Raw genomic sequence first — 22159 nt, forward strand, 5'->3', positions numbered from 1 at the left:
TCACGTGGAATTGCTCACGGAATCGCGGATCCTAGAACCCTCCCCGTCACGCCAGGCTCTCCCGCCACGCCCGGTGGAGGTCGGCGAAGCGGCCGGTGCCGTCGATGAGTTCGGACGGGGCGCCGTCCTCCACGATGCGGCCGTGTTCCATCACCAGGACCCGGTCCGCGATCTCCACGGTCGACAGACGGTGGGCGATCACCACCGCGGTGCGGCCGTGGAGCACCGTGTCCATGGCCCGCTGCACCGCCCGTTCGCCGGGGATGTCCAGGGAGCTCGTCGCCTCGTCGAGGATCAGCACGGACGGGTTCGCGAGCAGGGCCCGGGCGAACGCGACCAACTGGCGCTGACCGGCCGAGATCCGGCCGCCCCGCTTGCGTACGTCCGTGTCGTACCCCTCGGGCAGCCCGGCGATGAAATCGTGTGCGCCGATCGCCTTGGCGGCCTGCTCGATCTCCTCGCGGGTCGCGTCCGGGCTGCCGATCGCGATGTTCTCGGCGACCGTCCCGGAGAACAGGAACGCCTCCTGGGTCACCATCACCACACCCCGCCGCAGCTCGGGCACGGCCAGATCCCGCAGATCGGTCCCGTCGAGCAGCACCCGGCCCTCGGTCGGGTCGTAGAAGCGGGCCAGCAGCTTGGCGAGCGTCGACTTGCCCGCGCCCGTCGAACCGACCACGGCGACGGTCTGACCGGCCGGGACCGTCAGATCGAAGCGGGGCAGCACCTCGCCACCCGTACGGTAGGCGAACCGCACCGAGTCGAAGACGACCTCGCGGCCCGGGTGCTCACCCGCGAGCGCGGGCAGGCCGACCGGATTCGCCGTCTCGGGGACGGACGGGGTCTGGGCCAGCAGGCCCGCGATCTTCTCCAGCGAGGCGGCGGCCGACTGGTAGGAGTTGAGGAACATGCCCAGCCGGTCGATCGGGTCGTACAACCGGCGCAGATAGAGCACGGCCGCGGCCAGCACACCGAGCGCCAGCGTGCCCGACGCCACCCGGTACGCACCCCACAGCACGATCCCCGCGACCGCCGTGTTGGCGACCAGCCGGGAGCCGACGACATAGCGCGCCATCTCCAGCATCGCGCCGCCGTTCGCCTGCCGGTGGGCCGAGTTGAGGTCCTCGAAGTGCGCGTCGTTGAGGCGCTCGCGGCGGAACGCCTGGACGGGACGGATGCCGTTCATCGACTCGGCGAACTTCACGATGACCGCGGCGATCGCCGTCGACCGGGCCACGTAGAGCACCCCGGCCCGCCGCTGGAAGCGCCGTACCAGCAGATACAGCGGGACGAAGGAGAGCACCGCCACCGCGCCGAGACCGAAGTCCAGCCAGAGGAGCACCAGCGAGATGGAGACGAAGGACAGGACGATGCCGATCAGCTCCTGCAGCCCCTCGCTGAGCAGTTCCCGCAGCGATTCCACATCCGTGGTGGAACGGGAGATCAGCCGCCCCGAGGTGTAGCGCTCATGGAAGTCCACGCTCAGCGCCTGCGCGTGGCGGAAGATCCGGCCGCGCAGATCGAGCAGCACGTCCTGGTTGATCCGGGCGGAGACCATGATGAACGCGTACTGCATGAGCCCCGCGGCCGCCGAACACAGCGCGTACCCCACGGCCACCGCGATCAACGGCCCGTAGTCCGCGTCCCGGAACGCGGGCACACCGCTGTCGATGGCGTACGCGACGAGCAGCGGGCCCGCCTGTACCGCCGCCTGCTGGATCAGCAGCAACAGCGCCGACACCAGCACCCGGCCCCGGTGCGGCCGGAGCAGCGACATCAGCAGCGCGCGGGTCGCACCGCGGGGCGTGGGCAGATCGTCCCGGTCGAACCGGTCCCCGGCGCCGTCGGAGGGGGACGGGCCCGCAGGCTCCTTCCGCGCGTCCGGCCGCCGGTCGGCGGGCCCGGTCGTCGTCGTACCGGTTGTCGTACCGGTTGTCGTGCTGGTCGTGGGGCTGGTCATCGGGTACGGCCCTTCTCGGCGGGGACGTCCGGTACGAGACGGCCCTCGCCGGACAGATCGGGGACGGCGTCCACGGCGGGGGCACCCTCCTGCGCGCCGGTGGCCCCCGACATCAGCCACGCGTACTCCGCATTGCCGCGCAGCAGTTCCTGATGGGTGCCGACGGCGGTGATCCGGCCCTCGGAGAGCAGCGCCACCCGGTCCGCGAGCATGACGGTGGACGGCCGGTGCGCGACCACGATCGCCGTCGTCTCCTCCAGCACCTGCCGCAGCGCGGCCTCCACCAGCGTCTCCGTGTGCACGTCCAGGGCGGAGAGCGGATCGTCGAGCACCAGGAAACGGGGCCGGCCGACCACGGCGCGGGCCAGCGCGAGCCGCTGCCGCTGCCCCCCGGAGAGGCTGAGCCCCTGCTCGCCGACCTGGGTGCCGATGCCCTCGGGCAGGTCGTACACGAAGTCGGCCTGCGCGACGGCGAGCGCCCGCCGCAACTCGTCCTCCCCGGCGCCCTCGGCGCCCATCAGCACGTTCTCCCCGACGGTCGCCGAGAAGAGCGTCGGCTCCTCGAAGGCCACGGACACCAGCGTGCGCAGCTCCTGCCGGGGCATGGCGGTGATGTCCCTGCCGTCCAGCGTGATCCGCCCCCTGGTGGCCTCGTGCAGCCGCGGTACGAGAGCGGTGAGCGTCGTCTTCCCGCAACCCGTGGCCCCGACCAGGGCCATCGTCTCGCCGGGGCGGATGCGCAGATCGATCCGGGACAGTACGGGTAGGGAACCGGGCTCCGCGTCGGGATAGCGGAACTCCACGCCCTCGAAGACCATTTCGCCCCGGCCGTCGTCCGTGCCCTGCGGCGCGCGGCCGTCGGCAGCGGCCGCGTCCTCCTCCTCGGCCACGTCCATCACCTCGAAGAACCGCTCGGTCGCCGTCGCAGACTCCTGACTCATCGCCAGCAGGAAGCCGATCGACTCGATCGGCCACCGCAGCGCGAGCGCCGTCGAGAGGAACGCCACCAGCGTGCCCGCCGACAGCCCGCCGTCGGCGACCTGGATTGTGCCGAGGACCAGCGCCGCCCCGATGGCCAGCTCGGGGATCGTGGTGATGACGGCCCAGATGCCCGCGAGGAGACGCGCCTTGCCCAGCTCCGTACCGCGCAGCCGCTGCGAGAGGGCACGGAACGCGAGGGCCTGGCTTCGGTGCCGGCCGAAGCCCTTGATGATGCGGATGCCGAGCACGCTCTCCTCGACGACCGTCGTCAGATCACCGACCTGGTCCTGCGCCTGGCGCGCCACGACCGAGTACTTCGTCTCGAAGACCGAGCAGAGAATCACCAACGGCACCACCGGAGCGAGCAGCACCAGCCCCAGCGTCCACTGCTGCATCAGCAAAATGATGAACCCGACCAGGATCGTCGTGCCGTTGACCAGCAGGAACGTCAGCGGAAACGCCAGGAACATGCGCAGCAGCATCAGGTCCGTGGTCCCGCGAGAGAGCAACTGCCCCGACGGCCAGCGGTCGTGGAACGCCACCGGCAGCCGCTGCAGATGCCGGTACAGGTCGGCCCGCATCGCCGCTTCGACCCCCGCCAGCGGCCGGGCCACCAGCCACCGCCGGATCCCGAAGAGCACGGCCTCGGCGATGCCCAGCAGGAGGAGGTACAGCGCGCCCAGCCAGACACCCCCCGGATCGCGGTCCGCCACCGGGCCGTCGACGATCCACTTCAGTACGAGAGGGATCACCAGACCCATGCACGAGGCGACTATCGCGATCAGCGCGGCGGCGGACAGGCGGTTGCGCACGGGCTTCACATAGGGCCACAAACGCAGCAGGGAGCGTGCGGTGGACCGTTCCTTGGGCTCTACATGTTCTTCGGGCATCACAGTCGAGCCTACGGTTCACCACTGACATCGCTCATGTGGTTTTTCAGCCGTCCGGCCGTGCGGGAGCAGCCGTCCGGTGGCGCCGGATCCGCCGTCCGGCGGTGCCCGGACCCGCCGTCCGGCGGTGCCCGAGCCCGCTGGTCGTACCCGGTATCAACCGATCGGCCGATGCCGCTTCGAGCGCGATGGACGATGGTGCGCCGGTTCCCCGGACACGATGCTCGTAGGCATGGCAATCATCGAAGTGAACGCGGTGCGCAAGGCATACGCCGGGCGCACCGCGATCGACGGAGTGAGCTTCTCCGTCGACGAGGGGGAGATCTTCGGGATCCTCGGCCCCAACGGAGCGGGCAAGACCACCACCGTCGAGTGCGTCGAGGGGCTGCGGGTCCCCGACGCCGGTACGGTCCGGGTGGCCGGGCTCGACCCCGTAGCCGACCACGGCCGGGTGACCGGGCTGCTCGGCGCACAGCTCCAGGAGAGCGAACTCCAGCCCAAACTCACCGTGGCCGAGGCGCTGGAGCTGTACAGCGCCTTCTACCCGGACCCCGCCGACTGGCGCGCGCTGGCCGAACGGCTCGCTCTGCACACCATGTACGGCACCCGGTTCGCCAAGCTGTCCGGCGGTCAGAAACAACGGCTGTCCATCGCGCTCGCCCTGGTCGGCAACCCGCGGGTCGTCGTCCTCGACGAGCTGACCACCGGTCTGGACCCGCGGGCCCGCCGGGACACCTGGAAGCTGATCGAGGACGTCCGCGACAGCGGTGTGACGGTCCTTCTGGTCACCCACTTCATGGAGGAGGCCAACCGGCTCTGCGACCGTGTCGCCGTGATCGACAAGGGGAAGGTCGTCGCCCTCGACACCCCGTCCGGCCTGATCAGCAGGGCAGGCAGTGCCACGGTCATCTCCTTCACGCCTTCCCGGCCGCTCGACGACACCGAACTGGGCCTGCTGCCCGGGGCGGTGTCCGTCGAGCGGAAGGACGGCCGGATCGTCATCAACGGATCCGACGAGACCGTCAACGCGGTGATCTCGCTACTGGCCCGTCACCGCATCACCGCACACCAGCTCCGCGTCTGGGAAGCAACGCTGGACGACGCCTTCCTCGATCTCACGGAAACAGAACAGGCGGCCTGAGATGACCACAGCGACCCCGGCCAGGACGACGGCCACCCCGTGGGCGGCGGTGCTCAGGACCGAGACGCGGCTCTTCCTCCGCGAACCCGGCAGCCTGTTCTGGATCCTCGTCTTCCCGACCGCGCTGCTGACGATCCTCGGCCTGATCCCGTCCTTCCGACACCCCGACGACGCGCTCGGTGGACGCCGCGTCGTCGATCTGTACGTACCGGTGTCGGTGCTGCTCGCCATGATCATGGCCGGGATCGGGGCCATGCCGCCCATCCTCACCGGCTACCGCGAGCGCGGGATCCTGCGCCGGATGTCGACCACTCCGGTGCCGCCGTCCGCCCTGCTCACCGCGCAGATCGCCCTGCACGGCGCCGCGGCCCTCGGCTCCGCCGCGCTGGTGATGACCGTCGGCCGCACCGCCTTCGGCGTGAGGCTGCCCGGACAGCCCTTCGGCTACGTCCTGGCGCTGCTTCTGGCGACCGCGAGCGTCCTCGGCCTCGGCGCGCTGCTGTGTGCGCTTTCCCGCACCACCAAGGCATCCTCCGCCATCGGCACGGTTGCCAACCTCGTGATGATGTTCACCGCCGGGGTCTGGATCCCGGTGCAGACCATGCCCGACACCCTCCGGCGCATCGTTCAGGTCACCCCGTTCGGCGCGGCCTCCCAGGCACTGGACCGGGCGGCGTCGGGAGGCTGGCCCGGCTGGGCACAACTGGGCGTGATGGCGCTGTGGGCAGCCCTGGTGACCCTGCTCGCGACCCGCCTGTTCCGGTGGGAGTGACCGGTTGCGGGGGAGACTTCAGCCATGAACACGGGGGACGCGACACAGGCATCCACAGCCGGCACGACGGCCGCGCAGTGGTGGGAATGGTTCTTCCGGTACGGACCGTACACTCTGCTCGGCCTGGCCACCGCGGCCTCTGCCGTGTCCGCCGGCCTCATCATGTCCCGCTCGGACGTGTACGCCGCCGCGGCGCTGGTCCCGGTGGCGCTCGTCCTCCAGCTCTGGTGGGGACGGTACGGGCCGGCGCTCCCCCCGCGGTCGCGGGCGGCGCGGTTCTACTTCGTCGCCCGCACGTCACTCGCCTTCGGACTGACCTGGTGCAACCCGTTCTTCTCCATCTTCGCGGTTCTCGGCTACTTCGACGCCGTCCGGCTGCTCCCGCAACGGGCGGTGCGCACCGGGCTGCTGGTCACCGCCGTCATCATGGCGGGCTCGCAGTCCGGCAGCGGCCTCCCGCCGGCCGGCCTCATGAGCTGGATCGCCTTCGGCATCGTCTTCGCCCTCCACGCAACCATCACCCTGATCTTCGCCCAGATCGGCGACCGGGAGGCCGATCACGCCCGCGCCCAGGTCGACACCATCGCCGAACTGGAGTCCGCCAACGCCCGCCTCGAACAGGCCCTGGCGGAGAACGCCGGGCTTCATGCCCAACTCCTGCTCCAGGCCCGGGAGGCCGGGGTCGCCGACGAGCGCCGCCGGCTGGCCGCCGAGATTCACGACACGCTCGCGCAGGGCCTGACCGGCATCATCGCCCAGCTCCAGGTGGTCACCTCGATCGCCGGCACCGACCCGGCCCTGGCCCGGCAGCACATCGACCGCGCCACAGCCCTCGCCCGGCACAGCCTGGGCGAGGCGCGCCGCTCGGTCCACGATCTGGTCCCCGCCGCACTGGAGCACGACGACCTCGTGGGCGCACTGAAGAAGACCGTCACCGGCTGGGGCGAACGCCACGGGGTGCGGGCCGAGTTCACCGTCACCGGTACCGCCGAGCCGGTCCACGACGAGATAGCCGCCACCCTGCTCCGTATCGCCGAGGAGGCCCTCGCCAACGCCGGCCGCCATGCCGGGGCCTCACGCGTCGGCATCACCCTTTCCTTCATGGGTGACGAACTCGCCCTGGACGTACGGGACGACGGCCGCGGCTTCGACCCCGCCGCCCTGCCGCCGCGCCGCCGCGGCGCGGGCGGATTCGGGCTCGGCGGCATGCGGGCCCGCGCCGAACGCATCGCGGGCACCGTCGAGGTGGAGACGGAACCGGGCCGCGGCACGGCGGTCTGCGCCCGGGTGCCCCTGGTCCGGCACGGCTGATGACAAGTACGGTTGCCCTGCCATGGCTGAGGATTCCGCACGCGTCATCACGCTCGTCGTCGTCGACGACCACCCCGTCGTACGGGACGGTCTGCGCGGCATGTTCGACTCCGACCCGGGGTTCCGCGTCCTCGGAGAGGCGCCGGACGGGGTGGCGGGCGTCGACCTCGTGGTCCGGCTCGACCCCGACGTCGCCCTGATGGACCTGCGGATGCCGGGCGGCGGCGGAGTCGCCGCCATCGCCGAACTGACCGGGCGCGGCGCCCGCGCCAAGGTGCTGGTCCTCACCACGTACGACACCGACTCCGACACCCTCCCCGCGATCGAGGCCGGCGCGACCGGCTACCTCCTCAAGGACGCGCCCCGCGAGGAACTGTTCACCGCCGTACGCGCCGCTGCCGACGGCCGCACCGTGCTCTCGCCCGCCGTCGCCTCCCGCCTCGTCTCCCGGGTGCGCACCCCGGCGGCCCCGGGCCACGAGGCACTGTCGGCCCGGGAGCGCGAGGTGCTCGAACTCGTCGCGAAGGGCACCTCGAACCGGGAGATAGCCGCCGAACTGTTCATCAGCGAGGCCACCGTGAAGACCCACCTCACCCATGTCTTCGCCAAGCTCGGCGCCAAGGACCGGGCCGCCGCCGTGGCGATCGGCTACGACCGCGGCATCCTCGGCTGACCCTTCCCCGTTCCCCGACCGTCATTTTCCGGAGCTCACTTCCTCACCCGCAGCAGCAGTACCGACCTGGGCGGCACGGTCAGCACCGTGCCGCCCGGGTGTACGGTGCCCGGCGCCTCGGCCTGGTCCTCCCGCGAGGTGTCCAGGACCAGTTCGAAACTCTGCGCCCACGGCGGTCCGGGCAGCCGGAAACCGCTCGGCCGGTGGTCCGCGTGCAGGATCGCCAGGAAGCTGTCGTCCGTGACGGGTTCGCCGCGCGCGTCCCGGCCGGGGATGTCGCGCCCGGAGAGATAGAGCCCGACCGTCGCGGCCGGTGCGTACCAGTCCTCCTCGGTCATCTCCGCGCCCTGCCGGGTGAACCACGCCAGATCCCGCAGCCCGTCCGCCGCCTGCGCACGCCCGGAGAAGAAGGCGCGGCGGCGCAGCACGGGATGGGTGTGGCGCAGGGTGAGGACCCGGGAGGTCAGCTCGGTCAGCGCCCGCCACTCCGGCCGGTCGAGCAGCGACCAGTCCAGCCAGCCGACCTCGTTGTCCTGGCAGTACGCGTTGTTGTTGCCGCCTTGCGTACGGCCCATCTCGTCGCCCGCGACCAGCATCGGCACACCCGTCGACAGCAGAAGGGTGGTGAGCAGATTGCGCAGCTGACGGCGGCGCAGCGCGTTGACGGCCGGGTCGTCGCTCTCGCCCTCCGCGCCGCAGTTCCAGGCCCGGTTGTCCGAGGTGCCGTCCCGGTTGTCCTCGCCGTTGGCCTCGTTGTGCTTCTGCTCGTAACTGACCAGATCGCGCAGGGTGAAGCCGTCGTGGGCGGTGATGAAGTTGACCGAGGCGTACGGGCGCCGGCCGCCCCACGCGTACAGATCGCTGGACCCGGTCAGCCGGTAGCCGAGATCCCGTACGTCGGGCAGGGCACCGCGCCAGAAGTCCCGTACGGCGTCCCGGTACCGGTCGTTCCACTCGGTCCACAGCGGAGGGAAGGCGCCCACCTGGTACCCGCCGTTGCCGACGTCCCACGGCTCGGCGATCAGCTTCACCCGGCGCAGCACCGGGTCCTGGGCGATCACCGCGAGGAACGGGGAGAGCATGTCGACGTCGTGCATCGAGCGGGCCAGCGCGGCCGCCAGATCGAAGCGGAAGCCGTCGACGCCCATCTCCGTGACCCAGTACCGCAGCGAGTCCGTGATCAGCCGCAGGACGTGCGGCTGGACCACGTGCAGGGTGTTGCCGCAGCCGGTGTAGTCCGCGTACCTGCGGGCGTCCGCCTGCAGGCGGTAGTAGCCGCGGTTGTCGATGCCGCGCAGCGACAGCATCGGACCCAGCTCGCTCGCCTCCGCCGTGTGGTTGTAGACCACGTCGAGGATCACCTCGATCCCGGCGTCGTGCAGGGCCCGTACCATCCGCTTGAACTCGCCGACCTGCTGGCCCGCGGTCCCGCTCGCGCAGTAGTCGGCGTGCGGGGCGAAGTAGCCGATGGAGTTGTAGCCCCAGTAGTTGTGCAGGCCGCGCCGGAGCAGATGGTCCTCGTGGGCGAACTGATGCACCGGCAGCAGTTCCACCGCCGTCACTCCCAGCCGCCGCAGGTGATCCACGGCGGCCGGATGGGCGAGACCGGCGTACGTGCCCCGCAGCGCCTTCGGGATCCCGGGGTGCAGCTTGGTGAAGCCGCGCACATGCAGCTCGTAGATGACGGAGTCCGCCCATGGGGTCTTGGGCCGCCGGTCCTGCGCCCAGTCGTCGTCGTCGTGGACGACGACGCCCTTCGGGACGTACGGAGCGGAGTCCCGCTCGTCGCGCACGGTGTCGGCGACCTGCTGGTGCGGCCAGTCCCGCACATGGCCGTACACCTCGGCCGGGAGGGTGAACGAGCCGTCCACGGCACGCGCGTACGGATCGAGGAGCAGCTTCGCCGCGTTCCAGCGCGCACCGGTCCAGGGGTCCCAGCGGCCGTGCACCCGGTAGCCGTACCGCTGACCCGGCCGGACGCCGGGCACGAAGCCGTGCCAGATCTCATGGGTCAGTTCGGTCAGCCGAAGGCGCCGCTCGTCTCCCGCCTCGTCGAAGAGGCAGAGCTCGACGGCCTCCGCACCGCCCGCCCAGAGCGCGAAATTGGTGCCCGCCACCCCGTCGGGGCCCACCCGGAAGCGGGCCCCGAGCGGCATCGGGGCACCGGGCCACACCGTGGCCGGCCGCCCCGGCACGACCACCGGCACCCTCTCCCGCTCCTCCCGCTCCTGCGTCTCCCCGGTCTCCTGCACTGCCTCCTGCTCGGCTGCGCTCGACACCTGCTCGCCTCCCGCGGCTCGTGGGGACCGGCACCGAAAAGGAGCGCACGGCGTCCCGGCCGCGGCTCCCCGAGTGTGGTCCTCCCCTCTGTTCTGCCCACACCGGCGCCAGGACTCACGTTTCCCCCGACCGGCCGCCGTCGTTGGGGGGACGTGAACCACGTAGCGAAGAGGGCGGTGGCGAGCTCGGCCACCGCGCCGACATGGGCAGGACTGCTCACCGTGCTGGCCCTGCTGAGCGGCTGCACCGACGCCGGACCCGCCTCCAGCGGGAAGGCGCGCTCCCCGCAGGGCGCGATCCTGATCACCCCGAGCGACGGGGCGAGGAACGTCGGCCCGGACGACCGGATGGAGGTCAAGGTCCCCGACGGGCGGCTGAAGAGTGTCAAGGTGACGCGGATCGAGGACACGCAGAGCCAGGAGGTGCCGGGCCGGATCGCGCACGACGGTCTCTCCTGGACACCGTGGGGGCGGACGGGCCGGTTCAGGCTCGCCGCCAAGTACAGCGTCGACGTGGTGGCCGTGGACGGCGCAGGGCACCGCTCGGCCCGCCACACCACCTTCACCACGGTGGTCCCCGAACACCGTTTCATCGGCTACTTCAGGCCGGAGAACCGGTCCACGGTCGGCACCGGAATGATCGTCTCCTTCGACTTCAACCGCCCGGTCAGGAACCGCCCGGCCGTGCAGCGGGCCATCCGGGTGAGCTCCGAGCCGGCGGTCGAGGTGGTGGGGCACTGGTTCGGCGACAGCCGCCTCGACTTCCGTCCCACCGCCTACTGGAAGCCGGGCACCGAGGTCACCGTCGAGGTGGGGCTGCGGGATGTGGAGGGCGCGCCGCACGTGTACGGCACCCAGGACAAGACGATCGCCTTCACGGTGGGCCGCTCGCAGACGTCCCTGGTCGACGTGGCCGCCCACACCATGGAGGTACGCCGCGACGGCCGGCTCGTCTCCACGGTCCCGATCACGGCGGGCTACCCGGGGATGGACACGTACAACGGGAAGATGGTCGTCAGCGAGATGTACGACGTGACCCGGATGGACGGCCGCACGGTCGGTTTCGGCGGCGAGTACGACATCAAGGACGTCCCGCACGCCCTCCGGCTCACCAAATCCGGCACGTTCCTGCACGGCAACTACTGGTCGGGCGAGGACGTCTTCGGCTCGGACAACGTCAGCCACGGCTGCGTCGGGCTGCGCGACGTACGGGGCGGCAGCAGCTACACCCCGGCCGGCTGGTTCTTCGACCGGACACTCATCGGCGACGTCGTCGAGGTCGTCAACTCCAAGGACAAGCAGGTCGCGCCCGACAACGGCCTCGGCGGCTGGAACCTGAACTGGAATCAGTGGAAGGCCGGCTCCGCCCTCCGCTGACCGCCCGCCACCCCCGTACCCCGTGTCACCTGGAGAAGTTCCAGGATGAGTTGGGACTGAACAGTGACATTCTGCGGGGTCAATTCCGCACAGTGAGTGTGATTATCTTTCGCTGAGCGCGCATGTGCAGCGTGCGGGGGCGGGGCCCGAGGGCCCCAGGGTCTTGGCGGGGCCAGGCCGCGTGAGGGGAGACGACCACATTGAACGGGCAGCCGATATCGGGGACATCGGCCGGGGTGGACAGCGGGCGGCGAGGACGTGGGGCCACCGGACTGCTGGCTCTGGTCCTGGGTGCGCTGCTGTTGCTGGTGACGGCGTGCGGCGGGGGAGACGACGCCGGCAGCGCGGGCAAGGACCGCAAGGGCGGGGCGAAGGTCGATGACACCACGGCCTCGCAGGCCGTGGTGACCATCGCACCGAAGGACGGGGCGGACTCCGTCGCCACCAGCGGGGCGCTGAAGATCTCCGCCGCGCAGGGGAAACTGACGACGGTCAAGGTCGCCGGTCCCAAGGGCGTCGAGGTCGAGGGCAGCATCGCGGCGGACGGCACGAGCTGGACACCGGACCGGCATCTGGCCGCGGCGATCAAGTACACGGTCCACGCGGTCGCCAAGGACGCCAAGGGCCGCGAGTCGGCCAAGGACACCAGCTTCACGACGCTGGTCCCGCAGAACACCTTCATCGGGCAGTACACCCCGGAGGACGGCTCCACGGTCGGCGTCGGCATGCCCGTCTCGATCCACTTCACCCGCGGCATCACCGACCCGGCCGCGGTCGAGAAGGCCATCAAGGTGACCGCCGAGCCCTCCGTACCGATCGAGGGCCACTGGTTCGGCAACGACCGCCTCGACTTCCGCCCCGAGGACTACTGGGCCGCGGGCACCAAGGTGACCGTGAAGCTCGACCTCGACGGCGTCGAGGGGCGTCCCGGCGTCTACGGCAAGCAGGCCAAGACGATCGCCTTCACCATCGGCCGCAAGCAGGTCAGCACCGTCGACGCGAGCACGCACCGGATGAAGGTCGTCCGTGACGGCAAGCAGATCAAGAACATCCCGATCTCGGCGGGCGCCCCGGCGACCACCACGTACAACGGTCAGATGGTCATCAGCGAGAAGCTCAAGGTGACCCGGATGAACGGTGACACCGTGGGCTTCGGCGGCGAGTACGACATCAAGGACGTGCCGCACGCGATGCGCCTGTCCACCTCGGGCACCTTCATCCACGGCAACTACTGGGGCGGCTCCGGCATCTTCGGCACGACCAACACCAGCCACGGCTGCGTCGGCCTGCAGGACGTGCGCGGCGCCTGGAGCAAGAAGACCCCGGGGGCCTGGTTCTTCGACAACTCGCTCATCGGCGACGTCGTCGTCGTGAAGAACTCGAAGGACAGGACGATCCAGCCGGACAACGGCCTCAACGGCTGGAACATGTCCTGGTCGGAGTGGACCAAGTAGCTCCCGAAGCACCTGACACGGGCGGGCCCGGCGCTGTGACCAACAGCACCGGGCCCGCCGTCGCCCGCGCAGGTTAGACCGCGACCGGCAATTGCCCGCCGGTCTAACCTGCCTCTCATGACCGCAAATCTCGAAGTGACCGACGGTGTCGGCACGATCCTGCTGGACCGTCCGCCCATGAACGCTCTGAATGTCGCCACCCAGGACCGGCTGCGTGAACTCGCCGAGGAGGCGACCCGGCGCGAGGACGTGCGGGCCGTGGTCCTCTACGGCGGCGAGAAGGTGTTCGCGGCGGGTGCGGACATCAAGGAGATGCAGGTGATGGACCACACGGCGATGGTCGTACGGTCCAAGGCGCTGCAGGACTCCTTCACCGCGGTGGCCCGGATCCCCAAGCCCGTCGTCGCCGCAGTCACCGGCTACGCGCTGGGCGGCGGCTGCGAGTTGGCGCTCTGCGCCGACTTCCGGATCGCCGCAGACAACGCCAGGCTGGGCCAGCCCGAGATCCTGCTCGGGCTGATCCCCGGCGCGGGCGGCACCCAGCGTCTCGCCCGGCTGATCGGCCCCTCCCGGGCCAAGGACCTGATCTTCACCGGCCGTCACGTAAAGGCCGAGGAGGCCCTGACGATCGGACTGGTGGACCGCGTGGTGCCCGCCGCCGAGGTGTACGAGCAGGCGCACGCCTGGGCCGCCGGGCTGGCGAAGGGGCCCGCCCTCGCGCTGCGCGCCGCCAAGGAATCCATCGACGCCGGTCTGGAGACGGACATCGACACCGGGCTCACGATCGAGCGGAACTGGTTCGCAGGTCTGTTCGCCACCGAGGACCGGGAGCGCGGAATGCGCAGCTTTGTGGAAGAGGGTCCGGGCAAGGCCAAGTTCCTCTGAGCAGAAGTCAGTTGGGCACGGAATGACGCGGGTTCATCCGTGCGAGCGGATTAGCTGGGCCTTAACAGAACCTTGAGGACCAGCTCTCCGCAGGGGCCGGCAATCCCGCTCGGACGCGGTATCCAAGCAGGTCAACTGGGGTGCGACGGCCCGCATTCTGCCAATGGCATATGCCTACCGACCTCGGCGGAATGATGCATTCCGGGGTGCGGATTCCGTTGGAACGGCCCCGAGAGGCCCGCCTTGCGGCCATGATGGTGTGCATGGCGGGCCTGGAGGGTGTGGAACAGCCGCGACCGCACAGCGGCGCGGCGGCGGCACGCTGGATGCCGACCATCGAGGAAGAACAGGCTTTCAAAGCACTGGAGTTGTTCGGAAATCCGGCGGAAGGCGAAGTCCGGCTGCCCTCCCGTCCGGAGTCCGCGGCCACTGCCCGGCGGCTCACTTCCTGTGTGGTGCTGCGCCAGTGGGCGCTCTCCCCGCAGACCGCCGAATACGCGGTCCTGCTCGTCTCGGAGCTCGTCGGCAATGCCGTCCGGCACACCGGCGCCCGGGTCTTCGGATTGCGGATGCTGCGCCGCCGCGGCTGGATCAGGATCGAGGTGCGCGACCCCTCGCGGGGACTGCCGTGCCTGATGCCCGTCCGCGAGATGGACATCAGCGGGCGGGGGCTCTTCCTCGTCGACAGGCTCTCCGACCGGTGGGGCGTGGATCTGCTGCCGCGCGGCAAGACCACCTGGTTCGAGATGCGGATCTCGGACCGCTGACCGCTGACCGCTGACCGCTGAACCCAGGCTTGCGCGTGCCCGGGAAGCACAGAAGCCCCCGGTCCGCCGTTGTGGGGCGCTTCGGGGGCTGCTGTGTGGGGGGCCGTGAAATGGGGGGGTGTTCTCACGGCCGTTTGTGACGACCGAGCTCGGGTCATGCGGTCGTGTCACCGACTATGGCAGACGGGCGACCTCTCCGCCAAAGGTGCAAACAGGGCATTCATGGAAAATATGGATCATTCTCCGGGTGAATCGCAGGTGTGATGGGTCACTTGCCTGGAAAACTATGAATATTTATGGGATTCGTCGAGTGATTCATTCGCGTCACCCATAAGTCTTAATTGTGATTTTCAGAACATTTCACCCCTATTGTTCTGCGTATGAACGCCTCCGACCCACCGGTGCACCGCCGCAGCGCCCTGCGCGCGGGAGCAGGGGCCGCCCTCGCCGGCGCCCTGACCGCCGGATGCGCGGACCGCGGCGACGCCGCCGGTGCGTCGGCCAGGACCGGCACAGCCGCGCCGAGCCCGAAGAACAATCCCGCGACCACCGGGCACCCGGCCCCGCACCCCGCGCCCGCCCCGCGCCGCTTCCCCGGGCAGCCGGCCCAGATCGACCACGGCCCCCGCGACCGCGCCCGCGTCGCCCTCACCTTCCACGGCCAGGGCGACCCCGCCATCGCCCGGACCGTACTCGCCGAGGCCGAACGGGCCCACGCCCGGATCACCGTCCTCGCCGTCGGCAGCTGGCTCGACGAACACCCCGAGATGGCCCGCCGCATCCTCGACGGCGGCCACGACCTCGGCAACCACACCCAGCGCCACCTCGACATCTCCGCGATGGGCGAGGTCGAGGCATACGCGGAGATCACCGGCTGCGCCCAGCGGCTGCGCCGCCTCACCGGCTCCATCGGCACCTGGTTCCGGCCCTCGCGCACCCGGTACGCCACCCCGCTCGTCCAGCGGCTCGCCGCCCGGGCGGGCTACCCGCACGTCCTCTCGTACGACGTGGACTCCCTCGACTTCACCTCTCCCGGCGCCGCGGCCGTGACCCGCAAGGTGGCCGGGGAGATCCGCAACGGATCGGTGGTGAGCCTGCATTTCGGCTACGCGGACACGGTCGCCGCCCTGCCTCTCCTCCTCACCGAAATCGACCGCCGCCAACTGCGCGCGGTGACGACCACGGAGCTGCTGACCTGATGCCTCCCTCCACCAAGCACACCGCGGCCCTGCTCGGGGGTGTTCTCCTCGCCGTACTCACCGGCTGTGGCACCCCCGCCGAGAAGGGGACCGTCAAGGCCGTCGGCAGCGAGGTCGCCGCACCGCCCGTCGAAACGGAACGCGTCACACCACCGGGCCTGCCCGGCATGCCACCCGTGCTCGACGCCAAGGACGTCTACGCGGCCGACCGGCCCGGGAAGCTCTCCCCGGCCGTCAAGGACTTCCCGTCCCGCGTGTACGTCCCCAACACCAACTCCGACACCGTGTCGGTGATCGACCCGGCCACGTACAAGGTCATCCGGACCATCAAGGTCGGCCGCCAGCCACAGCACGTCGTCCCGTCCTGGGACCTGAAGACCCTCTGGGTCAACAACGACATCGGCGACAGTCTCACGGCCATCGATCCCGCCACCGGGAAGGTGGGCCGCACGGTGCCCGTCTCCGACCCGTACAACCTCTACTTCACCCCGGACGGCAAATACGCCGTGGTGATGGCCTCGATGGACCGCGAACTGGTCTTCCGCGACGCCCACACCATGAAGACGGCCAAGACCGTCCCGGTCAGCTGTGCGGGCGTCAATCACGCCGACTTCTCCGCGGACGGCCGGTACTTCATCGTCTCCTGCGAGTTCTCCGGCGAACTCCTCAAGGTCGACACGGCGAAGATGAAGGTCGTAGGCCAGCAGAAGCTGCCCTTCAAGGGCGCGATGCCGCAGGACGTGAAGCTGTCTCCCGACGGCAGTACGTTCTACATCGCGGACATGATCGCGAACGGTGTGTGGGTGCTGGACGGCAAGAAGTTCACCACCCCGAAGCTGCTGCGCACCGGCAAGGGCGCCCATGGCCTCTACGTCAGCCGCGACTCCAAGGAGATGTACGTCTCCAACCGGGGCGAGGGCTCCATCTCGGTCTTCGACTTCGGCCGGCGCGAGCTGGTGAAGAAGTGGCGCCTGCCGGGCGGCGGCAGCCCCGACATGGGCGGAGTCTCGTCGGACGGCAAAGTCCTCTGGCTGAGCGGGCGTTACAACTCCGTGGTGTACGCGATCGACACCACCACCGGCAAACAGCTCGCCCGCATCCCGGTGGGCAGCGGCCCGCACGGACTCGCCGTCTACCCGCAGCCGGGCCGCTACTCGCTCGGCCACACCGGCGTCTTCCGCTGACGGCCCGGCGTCAACGCTCCGCCTGACACGCTCGCCTTCGGGTGACGCTCGACGGCCCGGCATCGCACTGCCGAGACAGTGACCATCATGATGATCACTTCTCGTCTGCGGCGTCGGGCCGCGGTCGCCGTTATCGCCTTCTCCGCCGTACTCGTCCCGGCCGCCGCCACCGAGGCCGCCCCGGCCGCCGCTCCCGAGGCCGCCGCGTTCAAGCCCGGTGGCTGCCCGGTCGTCGCCGACGATCTCTTCGCCGCCGCCGACCCGGTGGACATCCGCCGGATCGCCCCGCGCCCCTCCTGGCGGGACAACTGCCGTCAGCTCTACCGGGCGGACGGCCGGGGCCCGCAGACCATCTTCGACGAGGGCTTCCACGCCAGGGACATCGTCTACGGCCAGTACGACCTGGAGAAGTACGTCCTGGTCAACCAGGACTCGCCGTTCGTCTCCACCACGTACGACCACGACCTGTACAAGCGGTGGAAGAGCGAGTTCAACTACTACATCGACGCTCCCGGCGGCATCGACGTGAACAAGACGATCGGTGACACCCACAAGTACGCCGACCAGGTGGAGGTCGCCTTCCCCGGCGGCGTCGACCGCACGTTCATCGTCGGGGCATGCCCCATCGACCAGGCGACCAAGACCGAGATCATGAACAAGTGCGTCGACAACCCGCACTACAAGCCGTGGCGCAGCTGATCCGCTGAACCCTCACCCCGCGACGAACAGGGCCTCCGAGCCCACCGGCCGGTAGCCCGCCGCCTGGAACGTCCGCACACTGCGGGCGTTCCCCGGCGACTGCTGGGCCCACACCACCGAGTCCGGCACCAGATGCCGGGCCGCCCGCGCCAGCCGTTCGCCCAGCCGCCGGCCGCGCGCCTCCTCGGCCACCTCGATCGCCGTCTCCCAGCGCCCCGCGACTCCCCGGCCCAGGATCACCACTCCGCCGGCGGCGGACCAGACCCGCACCTCGTCGCGGTACTTCATCGCCCGCGCCACCCGGGGATGCTCCGGGTCCTCGATCTCACTGAGCTCGATCTCCGGCTCGCCCGGCAGCGCGGCCGCGACCGTCAGCAGATCGATGGTGTTCATGTGGCGGCCGCTCCGGGCCAGCAGCGCGCCCAGGAAGTACGGATTCATCGTCGCGGCGAGCGCGTCGCCGGGGGTGGCGGCCAGCACGGCCCGCACCCATCGCGGATCCTCGTCGGTGAACACCACCGAGTGCGCGGTGAACGCCAGCACCCCCGCGTCCCGGGCATTGGGCTGCCCCACCACGGTCGTCGTCCCGTCCGGCGGGGGAAACCTGCCGTACGCGGCGGCCGTCAGGATCCGTGCCAGTGCGTCATCCATCGGTGTCCCGTCCCCAATCCGGACCGGGGGCCCGCCGGGCGGCGGACCCCCACCCATGATCGACGACCGGCCGACGCGGCCGGGCGTCGCGGCTACAGCGGCTGGACCGTCGGCTTTCCGCTCGCGCTCACGACGATGCGCTGCGCGCCCCAACTGCCGTCCGGCGAGGGACCGACGGCGACGGCTCCACCGCCCGGGACCTGCGCGATCTGCGGACCCGCGGAAGGCAGCAGCGTACGGGTGTTGCCGCCCTGCAACGGGGTGGCGACGAGCGGACCGCCGGGGCCCGTCGAGGTGCCGGGCGCCGGGCGGTAGGCGGTCAGCAGCCACTCCCCGGCCAGGCCCACGAACGGGGTGTCGGTCCCGTATCGAGGCACGGGCACCACGGTCTGCGCCCCGGCCGCGTCGTCGCGCTGTACGACACGAGCCTCGCTCGTGCCCTCCTCGTACACCGCGAGGTGCGTCGGCGAGAGCGCGGCCTGGAGGTGGAGCGGCTCGTCGACGCGCGCGTGGGTGGCGAGGGTGGTGAGGCTGCCGGTCGCGAGATCGAGCACCCCGATGTCGTTCGCGTGCCGCAGCCGGATGAGCGCTGTGCGGTGGTCGCCGGCCAGCAGCGGCTGGGTGTGGAAGAACTGGCTTTCCGGCGCTTCGACCGGGATGTCGGTGACGGTTGTCCAGCCGTCCGTGGTCCGCAGGACGTGCAGGCGGGCGGGCTGCCAGACCTCGTTGTACTCCTGGGTGATCACTGCGGAGCCGAAGACGCCGACGAGGTACTGCCCGTCGGGCAGGGTGACGTCACTGGTCACGCCGGTCGCCAGATCACGCAGTTGCACCACACCACTGGTGGCCGCGGAGACCCGCAGAACGTCCGTACCGGCACCGTAGTAGCCGTACTCACCGGGGAGCGCGCCGGTGAGGGTGTCGAGCGTCTGCTCGCTGCCGTCGTAGCCGCGCCAGACGTACGGCCCCGGTGAACCGTCCGTGGCGGCCCTGCGGTGCAGATAGCCGGTGTCCCCGGCAGCGTAGAGCGAGTCCTGTACGTACTGGACGACTTCGACTCCGCCCGCGGCAGCGGCTGTCGCAGGGCTCGCGGCACGGGCCTCCGGTGCGAGCGCGGTCACGGATCCGACAGCGAGGGCGAACGCCGCGACGGCGGTGACCGTTCCGCGGCTCAGAGCGGTACGACGGGGGACAGGCAGTTGCCGTCCTGACATGAAACCTCCAAGTGGTGGATGAAGGACGGCAGTCGGGCAGCGCGGAGCAGGCCGGCCCGGGACAGCCGTCCGCCGGAGGTGCGGGAACGTAGCACGGTGAGCATTCGTACAGCTACTCGAATTGCAATTCGATCCAAAGTGTATGAATGTGCCTCATTGCGCAGACCATGGCGCGCGGACGACTGAAGAGCGCTGCCGCACCGAAGGCAACCGAGTCCGAAGGCAACCGCGTCCGAACGCAACGAGGAAGGACTACGAACGGCGCGACGGCAGCATCTGACCGAGTCCCATGAGGACCAGCCCCGAGAGCAGTAGGGCGTTCGCGCCGAAGAAATGGATCTCCCAAGACGGAGTCGGCACGATTCGGAAGTAGAACAGACCCTGTATTACGCAGGGCGCGCCCACGAACAGTGCTCCCAGGCCGTAGATCGAGGGTCGGGTGACGTGGCGGCCCACCCCGGGCAATGTCCAGCCGGTGCGTATCGACGCCGTGCCCAGGGCGATCAGCAGCAAGCCCCCGAGCACGCCACTTCCAACGACCCACTCCATAGGCTTTTCCCGTCCGTTCCTGAGCGTCCGCGCCCCGCGCCGGGCACTGACCCCACCTCCGCCGATCATCCAAGCAGAGCCGGACAATGACAAGCCTGTGTGCCGACCAGCGCCGGGCATGAAGTGGGCGTAGTGGTCGAGCGTGATCTCCGGCGAGGAGTGCCCGAGCCCCGTGGACAGGCATGGCCGCCTCGTGGACCGACCTCGCACGAAGCGGCCGGCGGTCGGCCTGAGTCGTCTGCCCGCGCCGGCCGCCCGCAGCGGGGGTGTTCAGCGGAATGTGGCCTTCCCCGGGCCCTCCTCGGCGAAGCTGCGCATGCCGGTGTGGGCGTCCTGGGTGGCGATGTCCAGCGCGCTCATCGGCGGCGGTACAGACGGATGGTCCCGACGCCGTCGGCGGCCTCGAAATGGACGCGCATGGCCTCTCTCAGTGATCGAATCTCGAATCTCGAATCTCGGGTACCGGGTACCGGGTACCGGGTACCCGGTCTCAGCTGTCGAAGTCGACGGTCAGAGAGTCGGATACGGCGAAGGTCTGGCAGGTGAGGACATAGCCCGCGTCGACCTCGGACTGCTCCAGCGCGAAGTTGCGGCGCATCTCGGCCTCGCCGTCGCAGACCAGCGCGCGGCAGGTGCCGCAGACGCCGCCCTTGCAGGCGAACGGCACGTCGGGGCGGGCCTGCTGGGCGCCCTCCAGGATGCTGCGGTGGCGGGGCAGCGGGGTGGTGGTCGTGCGGCCGTCGAGGCTGATGGTCACCTCGCTGACGGGGCCGTCCGCGGGGGCCTCCGCATGCTGCACCTCCCGTATCGGTTCGTCGTCCGCGAAGAACAGCTCCTGGTGGATATGGCCCTCGGGCACCCCGAGGCCGTCGAGGACGCCCTGCGCGTCACGGACCATGCCGTGCGGACCGCACAGCCACCAGTGGTCGGCGTCGCCGATGTCGATCAGCGAGCCGATGAGGGCGGCGAGGCGGTCGGCGTCCAGGCGGCCGGAGAGCATCTCGGCCTCGCGCGGCTCGCGGGAGAGGACGTGCCCGAGCTGGAAGCGGGTCGGGTACTGGTCCTTGAGGTCGGCCAGTTCGTCGGCGAACATCACCGTGCTGGTGCGCCGGTTTCCGTAGAAGAGGGTGACGCGGGAGCGGTCGTCGGCGGCCAGGACCGAGGCGGCGATGGACAGCATCGGGGTGATGCCGGAGCCGGCGGCGATCAGGACGTGGTGGCCGGGTTCGCTGAGGTCGGGGGTGAACAGGCCGGTGGGGACCATCACTTCGACCTCCTCTCCCGGGCGTACGTCGTTGACCAGCCAGGAGGAGAAGAGGCCGCCGGGGACCGCGCGTACGCCGATCCGCGGGCCGCTGCCCACCGGCGAGCAGATGGAGTACGAGCGGCGCTCGTCGCGGCCCTCGATCTCGCGGCGCAGCGTCAGGGACTGGCCGGGCGCGAACGCGAACGCCTCGGCCAGCTCGGCCGGGATGTCGAAGGTGACCGCGGCGGAGTCCTCGGTCAGCGGCTCGACCGCGGCGATCCGCAGCGTGTGGAACGCCGGGCGACGGCGGGTCCGGCCCGTCGCTGGGGCAGCGGAGACGGTGGGGGCGGAGGCGGTGGGGGCAGAGATGTTGGGGGCGGAGACGGTGGCGGCGGAGGAGGTGGTGGTGGGGGCGGTCATCAGATCTCCTTGACCTGCTCGTACGGTTCCAGACAGCTGCGGCAGCGGCGCAGGGCCCGGCAGGAGGTGGCGCCGAAGCGGGATGTCTCCTCGGTGTCGGCCGAGCCGCAGTACGGGCAGGGCACGGCCCGCCGGGTCGGCGACAGCACCAGGGGCAGCGGGCCGCCGCCCCGGTGCCGCGGGGCCGGACCGGGCGGCGCGATGCCGTGCTCGGTGAGCTTGCGGCGGCCCTCCGCGGAGATCCAGTCCGTCGTCCACGGCGGGTGGAGGACCGTCTCTATGCGGACGTCGGTGAACCCGGCCGACTCCAGGCGCGCCGCCAGGTCGGCCCGCATCTCCGCCATCGCTGGACACCCGGAGTACGTGGGGGTGAGGGTGGCGGTCACCGAGCCGTCCGCGCCGGTCTCCACGGCGCGCAGCACACCCAGCTCCGCCAGGGTGAGCATGGGCAGCTCCGGGTCGACCACCTGCGCGGCGACCTGCTCCGCGCTCAGGGTCCCGGCCATC

The 22159-nt window shown here is 70.5% G+C and carries 19 protein-coding genes; 11 read left to right on the forward strand and 8 right to left on the reverse strand.

Annotation, left to right across the window (positions count from 1 at the left end):
• Nucleotides 1-46: 46 nt before the first annotated feature.
• A complete protein-coding gene (locus OH735_RS26430) occupies nt 47-1960 on the reverse strand; it encodes an ABC transporter ATP-binding protein (RefSeq protein WP_406384125.1) in 1914 nt (637 codons plus the stop codon).
• Nucleotides 1957-3831 carry an ABC transporter ATP-binding protein gene (locus OH735_RS26435; protein WP_406384126.1) on the reverse strand — a complete coding sequence of 625 codons (1875 nt, stop codon included), beginning with the start codon at nt 3829-3831 and terminating at the stop codon, nt 1957-1959. The genes OH735_RS26430 and OH735_RS26435 overlap by 4 nt, the downstream gene beginning before the upstream one ends.
• 232 nt (nt 3832-4063) lie before the next feature.
• On the opposite strand from OH735_RS26435, the gene OH735_RS26440 reads away from it, so the two are divergent.
• Genes OH735_RS26440 through OH735_RS26455 form a run of 4 tightly spaced genes read left to right on the forward strand, consistent with a single transcriptional unit; the run spans nt 4064 to nt 7728 of the window.
• The gene (locus tag OH735_RS26440) at nt 4064-4972 is read left to right on the forward strand and encodes an ABC transporter ATP-binding protein (RefSeq protein ID WP_406384127.1); all 909 of its coding nucleotides are present in this window, start codon (nt 4064-4066) and stop codon (nt 4970-4972) included.
• A gap of 1 nt (nt 4973) precedes the next feature.
• Nucleotides 4974-5744, forward strand: coding sequence for an ABC transporter permease (locus OH735_RS26445; RefSeq protein ID WP_406384128.1), 771 nt, complete (start codon nt 4974-4976; stop codon nt 5742-5744).
• A gap of 24 nt (nt 5745-5768) precedes the next feature.
• A complete protein-coding gene (locus OH735_RS26450) occupies nt 5769-7055 on the forward strand; it encodes a sensor histidine kinase (protein ID WP_406384129.1) in 1287 nt (428 codons plus the stop codon).
• Nucleotides 7056-7077: 22 nt separating this feature from the next.
• Nucleotides 7078-7728, forward strand: coding sequence for a response regulator (locus OH735_RS26455; RefSeq protein ID WP_406384130.1), 651 nt, complete (start codon nt 7078-7080; stop codon nt 7726-7728).
• Between the two features lie 35 nt (nt 7729-7763).
• On the opposite strand, the gene glgX is transcribed toward OH735_RS26455, so the two are convergent.
• The gene (glgX, locus tag OH735_RS26460) at nt 7764-10007 is read right to left on the reverse strand and encodes a glycogen debranching protein GlgX (RefSeq protein WP_406384131.1); all 2244 of its coding nucleotides are present in this window, start codon (nt 10005-10007) and stop codon (nt 7764-7766) included.
• 153 nt (nt 10008-10160) lie between these two features.
• Here glgX and OH735_RS26465 point away from each other — a divergent pair, with 153 nt between their 5' ends.
• The 7 genes from OH735_RS26465 to OH735_RS26495 all read left to right on the forward strand — a co-directional run bounded on the left by OH735_RS26465 (nt 10161) and on the right by OH735_RS26495 (nt 17572).
• Nucleotides 10161-11384 (forward strand): Ig-like domain-containing protein, encoded by a 1224-nt coding sequence (locus tag OH735_RS26465; protein WP_406384132.1) that lies wholly within the window; start codon nt 10161-10163, stop codon nt 11382-11384.
• A gap of 200 nt (nt 11385-11584) precedes the next feature.
• Complete coding sequence (locus OH735_RS26470; protein WP_406384133.1) at nt 11585-12838, forward strand: Ig-like domain-containing protein; 1254 nt, start codon at nt 11585-11587, stop codon at nt 12836-12838.
• A gap of 117 nt (nt 12839-12955) precedes the next feature.
• Nucleotides 12956-13723, forward strand: a complete 768-nt coding sequence (locus tag OH735_RS26475) for an enoyl-CoA hydratase/isomerase family protein (protein WP_406384134.1) — start codon at nt 12956-12958, stop codon at nt 13721-13723.
• A 251-nt stretch (nt 13724-13974) separates the two neighbouring features.
• On the forward strand, nt 13975-14490 hold the full coding sequence (locus OH735_RS26480) for an ATP-binding protein (RefSeq protein ID WP_406386743.1): 516 nt from the start codon (nt 13975-13977) through the stop codon (nt 14488-14490).
• A 380-nt stretch (nt 14491-14870) separates the two neighbouring features.
• Nucleotides 14871-15689, forward strand: a complete 819-nt coding sequence (locus tag OH735_RS26485) for a polysaccharide deacetylase family protein (RefSeq protein WP_406384135.1) — start codon at nt 14871-14873, stop codon at nt 15687-15689.
• Entirely contained in the window at nt 15689-16873 is a 1185-nt protein-coding gene (locus tag OH735_RS26490) for a hypothetical protein (RefSeq protein WP_406384136.1), read from the forward strand. Before OH735_RS26485 ends, OH735_RS26490 begins: the two co-directional genes overlap by 1 nt.
• A 90-nt stretch (nt 16874-16963) precedes the next feature.
• Entirely contained in the window at nt 16964-17572 is a 609-nt protein-coding gene (locus OH735_RS26495) for an ADP-ribosyltransferase (RefSeq protein WP_406386745.1), read from the forward strand.
• 12 nt (nt 17573-17584) lie between these two features.
• On the opposite strand, the gene OH735_RS26500 is transcribed toward OH735_RS26495, so the two are convergent.
• The 5 genes from OH735_RS26500 to paaD form a co-directional block, all read right to left on the reverse strand.
• Nucleotides 17585-18223 (reverse strand): GNAT family N-acetyltransferase, encoded by a 639-nt coding sequence (locus OH735_RS26500; RefSeq protein ID WP_406384137.1) that lies wholly within the window; start codon nt 18221-18223, stop codon nt 17585-17587.
• A gap of 92 nt (nt 18224-18315) precedes the next feature.
• The gene (locus OH735_RS26505) at nt 18316-19437 is read right to left on the reverse strand and encodes a hypothetical protein (RefSeq protein ID WP_406384138.1); all 1122 of its coding nucleotides are present in this window, start codon (nt 19435-19437) and stop codon (nt 18316-18318) included.
• A gap of 252 nt (nt 19438-19689) precedes the next feature.
• A complete protein-coding gene (locus OH735_RS26510) occupies nt 19690-19950 on the reverse strand; it encodes a hypothetical protein (protein ID WP_406384139.1) in 261 nt (86 codons plus the stop codon).
• 526 nt (nt 19951-20476) lie between these two features.
• On the reverse strand, nt 20477-21652 hold the full coding sequence (gene paaE, locus OH735_RS26515) for a 1,2-phenylacetyl-CoA epoxidase subunit PaaE (protein WP_406384140.1): 1176 nt from the start codon (nt 21650-21652) through the stop codon (nt 20477-20479).
• The gene (paaD, locus tag OH735_RS26520; RefSeq protein ID WP_406384141.1) at nt 21652-22158 is read right to left on the reverse strand and encodes a 1,2-phenylacetyl-CoA epoxidase subunit PaaD; all 507 of its coding nucleotides are present in this window, start codon (nt 22156-22158) and stop codon (nt 21652-21654) included. Before paaD ends, paaE begins: the two co-directional genes overlap by 1 nt.
• Nucleotide 22159 lies beyond the last annotated feature (1 nt).

The sequence above is a fragment of the Streptomyces sp. NBC_01618 genome (genome assembly GCF_045209435.1).
Taxonomy (GTDB): domain Bacteria; phylum Actinomycetota; class Actinomycetes; order Streptomycetales; family Streptomycetaceae; genus Streptomyces.

What these genes read in the sequence shown, in the direction of transcription:
- OH735_RS26480 (WP_406386743.1), top strand. Translation starts at nt 13,975, where the DNA reads ATGATGGTGTGCATGGCGGGCCTGGAGGGTGTGGAACAGCCGCGACCG.
- OH735_RS26495 (WP_406386745.1), top strand. Translation starts at nt 16,964, where the DNA reads ATGATCACTTCTCGTCTGCGGCGTCGGGCCGCGGTCGCCGTTATCGCC.
- OH735_RS26505 (WP_406384138.1), bottom strand. Translation starts at nt 19,437, where the DNA reads ATGTCAGGACGGCAACTGCCTGTCCCCCGTCGTACCGCTCTGAGCCGC.
- OH735_RS26440 (WP_406384127.1), top strand. Translation starts at nt 4,064, where the DNA reads ATGGCAATCATCGAAGTGAACGCGGTGCGCAAGGCATACGCCGGGCGC.
- OH735_RS26475 (WP_406384134.1), top strand. Translation starts at nt 12,956, where the DNA reads ATGACCGCAAATCTCGAAGTGACCGACGGTGTCGGCACGATCCTGCTG.
- OH735_RS26490 (WP_406384136.1), top strand. Translation starts at nt 15,689, where the DNA reads ATGCCTCCCTCCACCAAGCACACCGCGGCCCTGCTCGGGGGTGTTCTC.
- OH735_RS26435 (WP_406384126.1), bottom strand. Translation starts at nt 3,831, where the DNA reads ATGCCCGAAGAACATGTAGAGCCCAAGGAACGGTCCACCGCACGCTCC.
- OH735_RS26430 (WP_406384125.1), bottom strand. Translation starts at nt 1,960, where the DNA reads ATGACCAGCCCCACGACCAGCACGACAACCGGTACGACAACCGGTACG.
- OH735_RS26445 (WP_406384128.1), top strand. Translation starts at nt 4,974, where the DNA reads ATGACCACAGCGACCCCGGCCAGGACGACGGCCACCCCGTGGGCGGCG.
- paaE (WP_406384140.1), bottom strand. Translation starts at nt 21,652, where the DNA reads ATGACCGCCCCCACCACCACCTCCTCCGCCGCCACCGTCTCCGCCCCC.
- OH735_RS26455 (WP_406384130.1), top strand. Translation starts at nt 7,078, where the DNA reads ATGGCTGAGGATTCCGCACGCGTCATCACGCTCGTCGTCGTCGACGAC.
- OH735_RS26500 (WP_406384137.1), bottom strand. Translation starts at nt 18,223, where the DNA reads ATGGATGACGCACTGGCACGGATCCTGACGGCCGCCGCGTACGGCAGG.
- OH735_RS26450 (WP_406384129.1), top strand. Translation starts at nt 5,769, where the DNA reads ATGAACACGGGGGACGCGACACAGGCATCCACAGCCGGCACGACGGCC.
- OH735_RS26485 (WP_406384135.1), top strand. Translation starts at nt 14,871, where the DNA reads ATGAACGCCTCCGACCCACCGGTGCACCGCCGCAGCGCCCTGCGCGCG.
- paaD (WP_406384141.1), bottom strand. Translation starts at nt 22,158, where the DNA reads ATGGCCGGGACCCTGAGCGCGGAGCAGGTCGCCGCGCAGGTGGTCGAC.